An 11,781-nucleotide genomic window follows, 5' to 3' on the forward strand; every position below is an offset into this window, starting at 1 on the left:
AGCTGTTCAGCGAACAATGTCGAAAGCGGTCCCGGGCCGCGAGAAGGAAATCGCCAGGATCTGCCTGAAAGCCATTTCATGGCTGTGGACGTTCCGGGCCGGGGTGACGTAATGGCGCATGTCGCGGTCGAGGAAGAAAGTGGTGTCGAGAATGTCCTCGTAGGTAATCGCTGCCAGTTGTTCTTCCTGGGCGGTGTACAGACGACTCTCTGCGCCGGCCACATTATGACGGCCCCAGAAGTGCACGCCGCTGAACGGATACCCATCGCAATGGATCCCTTCAGGGGTGATTTCCAGTTGCTTGCCCGGCTTGATCTCGATACGGATCTGGTGGATCTGGCACTGCCAGGTTTCCTCGTGCAGCTCCTGAGGAAGGACGTTCTTGTACACCTCAAAGTCCGTGTCGATCAGACTGCGCATCACCGGTGAGTTGATCACTTCGTTGGAAAAGTCCTGGAAGTGCCGCTCCAGTCCACCGACATAGCTGTTGTTGGCCTTGGACTGAATGTAGGCCCGATGCTCGAGCTGCGTAAGGTCGCGGGTCCTGGGGTTGTATTCGAAGTCGCTATAGCGGCGAAAACGCATGCCTGACTCGGCCTGGCCGTAGTAGCTGTCGGGCTCCATGTTTTCCCAGCTCTTGGTCAGCCGGACAAAGTCGCCGAAATGACCGTAGAGATTGAAGTCTCCACCGCGGACGTTGACGTATTTGTCACGCCTCAGCGCTTCGCCTACTTCCCTGTTCAGAACGATCATTTTTCATAGGTCTCCACTGCATTGAGCAGCCTAATCTAGTAGGTACAGGATTTACGTCCATGAGAAAGTATTTGAGGCATTTCAAGCCATGCTTGAAACGGTGGACAATGTTTCATTAGTACGACTTTTTCTCGGGAAAACAGACTGTTCCAACGTTTTTTTTGCCGTCCAAAGAAAAAACCCCGAGTTTGCGCTCGGGGTTTTTCATCAGACGCTTGTAACGTGATCAGGCATCAGAAGACGCTGATCGGATAATCCACGAACACCCGCAGCTCATTGCCGCTGACGTTGTACTCGCTGGATTTCTGCGAAACACGCAGGAAGGAACTGCGCAACCGCACGCTCAGGTCTTTGGCGGGACCGTTCTGGACCACGTACTTGAACTGGTTGAAGATCTCGCGCTCGGTGCCACCTTCGCTGGTGGAGGTGGTGATGTTATCGCCACGCACATAAGCAACGTTATACGTCAGACCGGGAACCCCGAACGTGGTGAAATCCAGGCCATAACCCAGTTGCCAGCTGCGCTCGTCTTCAGCATTGAAGTCGGACCAGTAGGAGTTGGCCAGGTAGATCGTATTGCCGCCGTCCCCTACACGATTCTGCCCGCGCTGATAACCGCCATAGGCGTAGCCCTGGTTGCTGTCACCAGTGCTGCGCTGGTGAGCGAGGGTGAAACTGTGCGGGCCGGTGGCGAAGGTGGCGGCCAGGCTCCAGATCTTGTTGTCGTCGCCGGTGACGTTGTTTTCGCGAACATAGCTGTTGTCCAGCTTGGTGCGATAGCCGTTGAAGTCCAGGGTCAGGGATTGATCCTTGGCCAGCGGGAATACGTAGTTGGCGTTCACGTACTGCTTCTTCAACACGTCCTCGACATCCGAGGCGTAGAGCGAAGCCTTGAACTGCTCGGTGAACTGATAGCTGCCGCCCAATACGTTGATCGACTTCAGGCCACCGCTGTCACGACCCTCGGCGCTTTTGCGCGATTCGGCGGTGAAACGTCCAGCGTTCAGCTCCAGGCCCTTGATCTCTTTGGAGGTGATCAGCGTGCCGGTGTAGCTTTCCGGCAGCAGGCGCGAGTTGTCGTAGCTCAGCACCGGCAACGCCGGCATCTGGTCACCGTAGGCCAACACGGTATTGGAAACACGGAATTTGACCGCCGCACCAAACTTGGACAGGTCATCGGCCGCGTTGCCGCTGTCGCCTTGCTTGAAGAAGTCGATGCCGCCCGCACCGCTGCGACCTTTGCCGCCATCCAGACGCAGCGCGTACAGTCCGAAGGCGTCCACCCCTACACCGACAGTGCCTTGGGTAAAGCCGGACGAGAACGTTCCGATGGCGGCCTGCCCCCATTCGGCTTTGTCTTCATTACCGTTTTTGTAGTCGCGATTGATATAGGCGTTGCGTAACAGCACGTTCAGGCTGCTGTCCTCAACGAACCCCTTGGACTCAGCCTGGTCGCTGGCCATGGCATATGTCGTGTTTAAAATCCCCAGTGCGATCAGAGCAATGCGCTTGTTCAACATGATTATTTTCCTTATACGGGTTGATACGCACTGCGACGGCAGCCGAAACGGCGCTTTTGCGCTCTTTTTCGGACTCTTGCTCCTGAAAATAATGAAAAGGCCCGCCCACGAATGATCGTGGCGGGCCTTTTTATTATTTAAGAGTCATGGCTGTTAGCCACAGGCGTGGACGAATCCTAGTCCCGCCTTCAATGATGTGTCAATTTCGTGAATCGTCTGTAATCAGGCGAAAAACTTCTAAAAACAACCTTCAAATGGGCTCAGTGTTCAACACAGAACCATCAGCCACAAAAAAGCGCTGCCATCCTGGCCAGCGCCTTTTCTCAATCCGTCGAATTCTATCCTTGCATCACGTCCCACAGTGCTTCCAGCTCAGCCTCGCTGAACAGGCCATCCGGGTAGCGTTCCATGATCATCCGACGCGGATCGGGTTCTCTGGTCTGACGCGTTCCGTTGGACTTCAACCACTGTGCCAAAGCTTTAAGCGACTCACCATTGACAACGGCCAAGGGATGGTATGTGCGCTCGCTTATCATATTCATTCCAGCGCCCTCTCCTGGTTGATGAGCGGCCAATTTATCCAAGGTTTATGACAAAACAACTCAGCTCCGCTCCCCAGAACTGCCGGGATACAGATACAAGAGCTATGCCAATGTGCCTGCACTGCCGATCTGCAGACATAAAAAAGCCCGCACCCCCAATCAGGCCGCGGGCCAAAGCAAAATGGATCCAAAAAGCCCGGCGCAGAGCTGCCGCCAGCGCTATTGCCTGGCTGTTACATCACCACTCATTTTGTGCGCGGCGCAGGCTGTTGTTGGGTAAGGCAGTGGATGTTTCCGCCCCCCAGTAACAGTTCGCGCCCCGGCACCATGACCACTTCGTGCTCTGGAAAAAGCCCTTGCAGAAGCGCCTTCGCCGGGCCATCCAGTGGATCGTCGAAACTCGGTGCGATGATGCCGCCGTTGACGATCAGGAAATTCACGTAGGAACCGGCCAACCGCACGGTCGGATTGCGCTCCTGGGAACCCTGCACCGCGTCCACGCCGGCGCATTCCTCTTCAGTGGCATACAACGGCCCCGGAATTGGCATTTTGTGCACTGTGAACGGGCGTCCCTTGGCGTCAGTGCTGTTTTGCAGGACGTCCATCGCGGCGTGGCAGCGGGCGTAGTTCGGGTCCTGCGGGTCATCGGTCCAGGCCAGCAATACTTCGCCAGGGCGCACGTAGCAGCAGAAGTTATCCACATGCCCGTCGGTTTCGTCGTTGAACAGGCCGTCCGGCAGCCAGATGATCTTGTCCACCGCCAACTGCGCGCTGAGCACAGCCTCGATGTCTTCGCGGCTCAAGTGCGGGTTGCGATTGCGGTTGAGCAGGCATTCCTCGGTGGTGATCAGGGTGCCCTCGCCATCGACGTGGATTGAGCCGCCCTCAAGCACGAAGCCTTCGGTGCGGTAACGCGGGCTGCGTTCAATCTCGAGAATCTTGCTGGCCACTTGCGAATCCCGGTTCCACGGCGCATACAGGCCACCGTCAAACCCACCCCAGGCGTTGAAATCCCAGTCGACGCCGCGCACTTCGCCACTATCATTGATGACAAACGTCGGGCCGGTGTCCCGGACCCAGGCATCGTCGCTGGACATTTCCACCACGCGGATATTCGGCACGTCGAGATGCGCCCGGGCATTTTCGTATTGGTTCGCGGACACCGCCACGGTTACCGGTTCGAAGCGGGCGATGGCTTTGGCGACCGCCACATGAGCGGCCTGCGCGGGCTTGCCGCCCAGGCGCCAGTTGTCAGGGCGCTCGGGCCAGACCATCCAGACCTGGGTCTGGGGTGCCCACTCGGCAGGCATGTGGAAACCATCCGCGCGGGGAGTGCTGTTCAACGTTGTCATAAATCAGGACTCCAGTGAGCCATCGAGGGTTTTGATCGAGCCGTACAGGTCCGCACGACGATCACGGAAAGTGCCCCAGGCACTGCGAATGTGTTCCAGCTCGTCCAGGTCAAAGCTGTGCACCAGCACGCCTTCTTCGGTTTCGTTCAATTCCTGGACCTTTTCACCGAACTGATTGGCGATGAACGAGGAGCCGTAGAACGTGATGTCGTAGCCATCCTGCTCTTCGTTGCCGATGCGGTTGCTGGCCACCAGCGGCATTACGTTCGCGCCGGCATGGCCTTGTTGCACGCGCTGCCAGTGATCGCGGGACGAAATGCTTTTGTCGTGCGGCTCGCTGCCAATGGCGGTCGGGTAAAACAGGATTTCCGCACCTTGCAGCGCCATGCTGCGGGCGCACTCGGGAAACCACTGGTCCCAGCAGATGCCCACGCCGATCCTGGCGTAGCGGGTATTCCAGACCTTGAAACCGGTATCGCCAGGGTTGAAATAGTACTTCTCATGGTAGCCAGGACCGTCCGGGATGTGACTCTTGCGGTATACCCCCAGGTTACGGCCGTCGGCATCAATGATCGCAATACTGTTGAAACGCGCACGACCGGCCCGTTCAAAAAAGCTGATGGGCAAGACGACCTGAAGCTCCCTGGCGACTTTCTGAAAATGCCTGATGGCGACGTTATCTTCGACCGGAGTCGCCAATTGCAGGTAGTCCGGGTTGGGCTTCTGGCAAAAGTACGGCGTCTCGAACAACTCCTGAAGCAGAATGATCTGCGCCCCTTTGGCAGCGGCCTCGCGAACCTGCTGTTCAGCGATCTCGATATTGGCCTCCAGGTCCCAGGAACAGGCCATCTGGGTGGCGGCAACGGTGACGATACGACTCATGAAGGGAGCTCCAGAGCATGTGTGGTGTCGACTTTATAACCGATAAAAATCGACTTTAGAAGCGATACATATTTAAAAACACACGCCAGTCGCAAAAAACACCGACAAAAATCGAACTATCGACCGCGCAAAACCTTGTGGGAGCGAGCCTGCTCGCAATGCGATCCCCATCTGACATCGCTGCAGACGGGTTCACCACTATCGCGAGCAAGCCCGCTCCCACAGGGAAAGCGTTTGCCTCAGTTAGTCAAAGCCCCTCGTCCAACACCTTCACCAACATATCGACAAAGAAATCCACGCTCTGGCGGGTGGTGACCATCGGCGGTTTGATCTTGAGGATGTTCAGGTAGTCGCCGGTCGGTTGCATGAAAATACCCAGCTCCCGCAGGCGATTGCACAGCGCCGTGGTTTCTTCGGTGGCCGGCTCGAGGGTGTCGCGGTTGCGGATCAGTTCCACGCCCAGGTAAAAACCGGAGCCATGCACCGCACCGACCAACGGATATCGGTCGATCAAAGCTTGCAGGCGGGCCTTGAAATGCCCACCCACTGCCCGGGCGTTTTCCCACAGTTTTTCTTCTTCCATGACGTCCAGCACGGCCATGCCGATCTGGCAACTGACCGGGCTGCCGCCGGCTGACGAGAAAAAATACCCTTCTGCTTCCAGCGCCTCGGCGATTTCCCGGCGGGTGATGACCGCTCCCAGCGGCTGGCCGTTACCCATGCCCTTGGCCATGGTGATGATGTCCGGTACTACATCCTGTTCTTCGAAGCCCCAAAAAAATTCTCCCATGCGCCCGTAGCCGACTTGCACTTCGTCAGCGATGCAGACGCCGCCGCGCTCGCGCACCAGCGCGTAGACCTGCTTCAGATACCCCGGCGGCAGTGCGATCCCGCCAGCATTGCCGTACACCGGTTCGCAGATGAAGCCGGCGAGCTGGCGCTTGTGTTCGGCGATTTTTGCCAGGTTGTGCTCGACGCTGCGCAGGTAGTCCGGCGCGCTGTTGGGGCCGCGGAATTCACCGCGATAAGTGTTTGGCGCGGTCACCGGATGCACCCAATCCGGGCGACTGCTCAGGGCCTGAGGGTTGTCGGCAATGGACGTCGAGACCGCATCGGCCGCTACCGACCAGCCGTGATAGGCCTCCAGCACACTGAGCATGTCCCGGCCGCCGCTGTAGGCCCAGGCCAGGCGGATCGCCAGGTCGTTGGCCTCGGTGCCACTGTTGACCAGAAATACCCGATCCATGCCGGGCGGCGCCAGCGCCAGCAAGCGCTCGGAAAATTCGGCAATCGCGGCATAGTGAAAGCGGGAGTTGGTGTTGAGCAGCGACCACTGCCGGGCGGCCACCGCGGCCATGCGCGGATGCCCGTGCCCCAGTACCGCGACGTTGTTGAGCATGTCCAGGTAGGAGCGGCCCTGCATGTCGATCAGGTGATTGCGCCAGCCGCGCTCAATGCGCGGCGGATCAACGTAATAGTGCTTCTGCGAACGGGCAAAGCTCGCATCGCGACGGGCCAGCAACTGCTGGGGGTCGATCTCTGGCTCGGCATCACAGGCCAGTCCCAGCAGCACCGCTGGTGAGGGGCAGAGCGCCTGCCAGGCCGGCGCCCTGGATGGCGTGCAGAACAACGGCGGATTGAGCTGAGCGCCACGACACAACTGCACCCGCAACGGTCCATCGACTTCGCCCAAGACCTGGCCCTTGACCAGCGCAGCCCCGGAATGCAGCGGCGATGTCACGCCCCACAGCCGAATGCTCAGTTGCACGCTGTCCAGTTGCAACATGCCGTCGGCAGCCTTGTGCACCACCCCGGCGAACGGCGATTCCAGCGGCGTGCCCCGCGGCACCTGCAATTCTACGTGTAATGGATAAGTATCCGGTTCAACGGCGCTGTCCGGCCGGGTCCGAGACAACCGGTACTGCCCGTAGCGGCTGGCGGCCAACCCATGGACCGCGGCGGCTTCACTCAGCAGACGCTGATCGATCCCCTCCTGCTCCCAGTTACCGGCTTCGAAATGCGGGCTCAGTACACCCAGGTCGATCAGGGCGAACTCGCGGCCCACCAAGGTCGGCAACAGCGGCACAAAGCCTTCACTGGCAACGGGTGGCAGATGGTGGCCCACGGACGTGAGGATCGCCGCTTCCATCAGTTCGAACGGGACCGACTGAGCAATCCGGAAAATCTCCCACTCATGGTCCAGGTTGTCGCGGCTGTATTGATTTTCCGGGTCAATGGATACCTGCTGTTCACCGCTGAGCACCAGCACGGCAGCGCGGGCAACGATCAGCGGCCAAAGCGCCAGCAGCTCCTCATATTGCAGCGGGTTGAGCGCGTTGTAAGCCTTGATCGCCGGCAGGATGAAAAACGGATCGCCGTCGGCATGGTGCAACAAGGCTGCACAGGTCACCGACAGATCGGTAACGCGCCAGGTGCGGATCAGGTCGCCGAAGTCGATGACGCCCTGCAATTGCCATTGGCGCTGGGCATCGCGCTGCCAGACCACGTTGTCATCGGTGATGTCCATGTGGATCGCCTGCACCGGCAGGCTGGCCTTGAGCGGCTGCAAGCGGCGTTCGGCCTGTTGCGCCGCCTCGGCGATCAGGTTGCGTTCTTGATCATCGTCGATGACGGGCAGCAGATGGCCGACCAGTGCATTGGCGTGGCGGGCGTCCCATTGCAGGGTGCGCTCCAGGCCAGGGTGATCGAACGTGGCCAGCGCCAGGTCGATTTGTGCGCACAAGCGCCCCAGCCCCGTGACCAGTTCAGGTCCCCAATGGTTAAGCTGGGTGAGCGACTGGCCGTCGATGTACTCCAGCAGTCGTACATGAACCGCTTGCCCTGCGAGCTCCAGGGTCAACAGATCCTGGCCATTATTGGCGGCGATCACCCGCGGCACTTTTACCGCGCCGTGCTCGGCCAGGTGCTTGAGGGCGGCATGCTGGGCCTGGAGTTCCTGGACGGCATAGTCACCATGGCAAATCTTCAGCACAAACCGTCCGCGCTCGCTGTCGACGCGATAGTTGAGGTCCTGCTGGCTGCCCAAGGGTCGCAGGTCACCGCTGAGTCCGTAATTCGAGCGCAGCAGCACCAGCGCCTGTTCGGCACTGATCTGTGGGCTTGGCAAACTGGCACGGTGAACCAACGTAGCGAGTGGCATACAACGACCCCTGAGGTGGTTTTATCGGATGTCTATCTCGCCATTGAGTCGGGGGATAAGCAACCCCTCACCACAGCTGAATTTACAAGCGCGTGAGAGCCCCCCGAAATATCCCGCTTGCACCGCACTCGCCATGCCGACAAGCTATGCTCCAATCGCTTATGTTGTATTACGGAAGAAGGCTTATTCGGATGCGCATTCTCATCACCGGCGGTGCCGGTTTTATCGGCTCGGCGCTTATACGGTACTTGATCCTTGATACCGGACATCAGGTCCTGAACCTCGACAAGCTGACCTATGCCGGCAATCTCGAATCGCTGAGCAGCATCGATCACGACAGCCGCTACGAATTCGTCCAGGCCGATATCGTCGATCAACCGACGGTCAGCGCGATACTGGCAAGGTTCAAGCCTGAGGCCATCATGCATCTGGCGGCCGAGTCCCACGTCGACCGCTCCATCGACGGCCCGGCGGACTTCATCCAGACCAATATCGTGGGCACCTACAGCCTGCTGGAAGCCACCCGCGCCTATTGGCAGACCCTGGCCGAGCCGCAGAAGCGCGCGTTTCGCTTCCATCACATCTCCACCGACGAAGTGTATGGCGACCTGCACGGCGTGGATGATTTGTTCACCGAAACCACCGCCTACGCCCCCAGCTCGCCGTACTCGGCGAGCAAGGCGGCTTCCGACCATCTGGTACGCGCCTGGCAACGCACTTACGGCTTGCCCGTGCTGCTGACCAACTGCTCCAACAACTATGGGCCGTTTCACTTTCCCGAGAAGCTGATTCCGCTGGTGATCCTCAATGCCCTGGCCGGCAAGCCGTTGCCGGTATACGGCGACGGCCAACAAGTGCGCGACTGGCTGTACGTCGAAGACCATGCCCGGGCGCTGCTCAAGGTCGTGACCGAAGGTGCCGTGGGCGAGACCTACAACATCGGCGGCCACAATGAACAGAAGAACATCGACGTGGTGCGCGGCATCTGCGCCCTGCTCGAAGAACTGGCGCCCCACAAGCCCGACGGCGTGGAGCACTATGCCGACCTGATCACCTTCGTCAAAGACCGCCCCGGCCACGACCTGCGCTACGCCATCGATGCCGGCAAGATCGAGCGTGAACTGGGCTGGACGCCCCGGGAAACCTTCGAGACCGGCCTGCGTAAAACCGTGCAGTGGTACCTCGAAAACCTGCTGTGGTGCCGGCGTGTCCAGGACGGTAGCTATCAGGGCGAGCGCCTGGGCTCGCTCGACAACAAGGAATCGATTGCATGACAAAAGGTATTGTTCTGGCTGGAGGATCAGGCACACGACTGCATCCCATTACCCTCGGCGTATCCAAGCAGCTACTGCCGATTTATGACAAACCTATGATCTATTACCCGATTTCGGTATTGATGCTTGCCGGGATCAAGGAGATTCTGGTTATCTCCACCCCGCAGGATTTGCCGCAATACCGCAACCTGCTAGGCGATGGCAGTCAGTTCGGTGTGCAATTCAGCTACGCCGAACAACCCTCACCCGATGGCCTGGCTCAGGCCTTCCTGATTGGTGAGCAATTCATTGGCAACGACTCAGTCTGCCTGATTCTGGGCGACAATATTTTTCATGGATCGTATTTCAGGGATCGATTGCAGACCGCCGCCACCCGGCAGAGCGGTGCGACAGTGTTCGGTTACTGGGTAAAGGACCCGGAGCGTTTCGGCGTGATCGATTTCGACGCTGAAGATCGTGCCATTTCTATCGAAGAAAAACCCTCCTCCCCCAAGTCCAGCTATGCGGTAACCGGTCTGTATTTCTATGACAACGATGTCATCCAGATCGCCAAGGCGGTAAAGCCATCCAAACGCGGCGAACTGGAGATTACCGATGTCAACAATGCCTACCTGCAACGCGGCGACCTGCACGTCGAGCGCTTTGGTCGAGGCTTCGCCTGGCTGGACACCGGCACCCATGACAGTCTGCTAGATGCGTCGCAATATGTGCAGACCATCGAGCATCGGCAAGGCCTGAAAGTGGCGTGTCTAGAGGAAATAGCTTATCAACAAGGTTGGGTCAGTCGCGAGCACCTCCTTGAGCGCGCCAAGTATTTTGGTAAAACCGGTTATGGCCAATACCTGTTCAAGATAGCCGGAGAGCCACAATGAAAGTCACTCCCACCCGATTGCCGGAAGTCCTGTTAATAGAGCCAAAGATCTTCGGAGATGAACGTGGTTTTTTCTACGAAAGCTTCAATGCTCGTGCCTTTGCCGAGGCCACCGGGTTGACGCCTCAATTCGTGCAGGATAATCACTCCCGTTCAGCCAAGGGAGTTCTGCGTGGCCTGCACTATCAAATCGAACAGGCCCAAGGGAAGCTTGTAAGGGTCACTGATGGGGAAGTGCTGGATATCGCAGTAGATATCCGCCGCAGCTCTCCGAACTTCGGCCAATGGACCGCAGTTCGTCTTTCAGCAAAAACCGCACATCAATTATGGATTCCACCAGGCTTCGCCCATGGCTTCGTCGTGCTCAGCGATTGCGCTGATTTCCTCTACAAGACCACTGACTACTACGCGCCCTCGGCCGAGCGCTGCATTCGCTGGGACGACCCGGACCTGGCCATCGACTGGGAACTGGAGAGTGCGCCGATCCTCTCACCCAAGGACCAGGCCGGCAAGGCTCTGCACGAGGCCGACCTGTTCCCATGAGTACCTCCTTGCGCATCCTGATCATCGGCCAGAACGGCCAGGTCTCCCGAGCACTTCAGTCGCGCCTGGCCGGCATGGCTGAGTTGATCGTGCGCGGCAGCGACCAACTCGACCTGGCGCGCCCCGATCACCTTCGTTCGCCCATCACTGCCCTGCGGCCTGACCTGATCATCAACGCCGCCGCCCACACCGCCGTCGACCAGGCCGAGAGCGAACCGGAACGGGCCTTCGCCATCAATGCCACGGCGCCGGGCGTCCTGGCTCAAGTGGCGGTCGAGTTGGGTGTCCCGCTGATCCACTACTCCACCGATTACGTCTTCGATGGCCGCAAGCCTGAGCCCTACACCGAGACCGACTCGCCCAACCCGCTGAGTGTCTATGGGCGCAGCAAGCTGGCCGGCGAGGACGCCATTCGCCACATCGCCGGGCAGCACCTGATTTTGCGCACCAGTTGGGTGTACTCCAACGAAGGCCGCAACTTCCTATTGACCATGCAACGCCTGCTGCAGGAAAAATCGCACCTGCGGGTGGTGGACGATCAGATCGGCGCACCGACCTGGGCCGGGACTATCGCCGACAGCACCGCCCACTTGATTGAACGTTGGCAGGCCGGCCGGTGCGGCGCCTGGGGGACTTACCACCTGACGGCGCAGGGTGAAACGTCCTGGTTCGGCTTTGCCCAGGCCATCGGCGAGCACCTGATCGAGCAGCACAAACCCTGCGCGGTGCTTGAGCCCATCCCCTCCAGTGCTTACCCGACCCCGGCCCCACGCCCGCTGAACTCGCGTCTGGATTGCACACGCCTGCTTCAGCAATGGGGTGTAAGTCAGCCAGACTGGCAAAGCGCGCTGCACCAGTGCCTTGCCGCCGGACACTAGGCATAA

General features: G+C 59.1%; 10 protein-coding genes. 4 read left to right on the top strand and 6 right to left on the bottom strand.

The window, feature by feature from the left end; genetic code table 11:
* Positions 1 to 6: 6 nt before the first annotated feature.
* The 6 genes from CRX69_RS25655 to CRX69_RS25680 all read right to left on the bottom strand — a co-directional run bounded on the left by CRX69_RS25655 (position 7) and on the right by CRX69_RS25680 (position 8,209).
* Positions 7 to 753, bottom strand: a complete 747-nt coding sequence (locus CRX69_RS25655; RefSeq protein WP_107323074.1) for a 2OG-Fe dioxygenase family protein — start codon at positions 751 to 753, stop codon at positions 7 to 9.
* A 233-nt stretch (positions 754 to 986) separates the two neighbouring features.
* The gene (locus tag CRX69_RS25660; RefSeq protein ID WP_107323075.1) at positions 987 to 2,273 is read right to left on the bottom strand and encodes an OprD family porin; all 1,287 of its coding nucleotides are present in this window, start codon (positions 2,271 to 2,273) and stop codon (positions 987 to 989) included.
* A 338-nt stretch (positions 2,274 to 2,611) separates the two neighbouring features.
* Complete coding sequence (locus CRX69_RS25665; protein ID WP_047226869.1) at positions 2,612 to 2,815, bottom strand: hypothetical protein; 204 nt, start codon at positions 2,813 to 2,815, stop codon at positions 2,612 to 2,614.
* 245 nt (positions 2,816 to 3,060) lie between these two features.
* Positions 3,061 to 4,167: an agmatine deiminase gene (aguA, locus tag CRX69_RS25670; protein ID WP_107323076.1), complete on the bottom strand. Its 1,107-nt coding sequence runs from the start codon at positions 4,165 to 4,167 to the stop codon at positions 3,061 to 3,063.
* 3 nt (positions 4,168 to 4,170) lie between these two features.
* Complete coding sequence (gene aguB, locus CRX69_RS25675; RefSeq protein WP_076383287.1) at positions 4,171 to 5,049, bottom strand: N-carbamoylputrescine amidase; 879 nt, start codon at positions 5,047 to 5,049, stop codon at positions 4,171 to 4,173.
* Between the two features lie 247 nt (positions 5,050 to 5,296).
* On the bottom strand, positions 5,297 to 8,209 hold the full coding sequence (locus CRX69_RS25680; RefSeq protein WP_107323077.1) for an aminotransferase: 2,913 nt from the start codon (positions 8,207 to 8,209) through the stop codon (positions 5,297 to 5,299).
* Between the two features lie 191 nt (positions 8,210 to 8,400).
* On the opposite strand from CRX69_RS25680, the gene rfbB reads away from it, so the two are divergent.
* Genes rfbB through rfbD form a run of 4 tightly spaced genes read left to right on the top strand, consistent with a single transcriptional unit; the run spans position 8,401 to position 11,775 of the window.
* Positions 8,401 to 9,483, top strand: coding sequence for a dTDP-glucose 4,6-dehydratase (gene rfbB / locus CRX69_RS25685; protein WP_107323078.1), 1,083 nt, complete (start codon positions 8,401 to 8,403; stop codon positions 9,481 to 9,483).
* Complete coding sequence (gene rfbA / locus CRX69_RS25690) at positions 9,480 to 10,355, top strand: glucose-1-phosphate thymidylyltransferase RfbA (protein WP_107323079.1); 876 nt, start codon at positions 9,480 to 9,482, stop codon at positions 10,353 to 10,355. The genes rfbB and rfbA overlap by 4 nt, the downstream gene beginning before the upstream one ends.
* Complete coding sequence (gene rfbC, locus CRX69_RS25695) at positions 10,352 to 10,897, top strand: dTDP-4-dehydrorhamnose 3,5-epimerase (protein ID WP_107323080.1); 546 nt, start codon at positions 10,352 to 10,354, stop codon at positions 10,895 to 10,897. The genes rfbA and rfbC overlap by 4 nt, the downstream gene beginning before the upstream one ends.
* Positions 10,894 to 11,775 carry a dTDP-4-dehydrorhamnose reductase gene (rfbD, locus tag CRX69_RS25700; protein ID WP_107323081.1) on the top strand — a complete coding sequence of 294 codons (882 nt, stop codon included), beginning with the start codon at positions 10,894 to 10,896 and terminating at the stop codon, positions 11,773 to 11,775. Before rfbC ends, rfbD begins: the two co-directional genes overlap by 4 nt.
* The last annotated feature ends 6 nt before the right edge of the window (positions 11,776 to 11,781 follow it).

The sequence above is a fragment of the Pseudomonas rhizophila genome, from assembly GCF_003033885.1.
In the GTDB taxonomy this organism is placed as follows: domain Bacteria; phylum Pseudomonadota; class Gammaproteobacteria; order Pseudomonadales; family Pseudomonadaceae; genus Aquipseudomonas; species Aquipseudomonas rhizophila.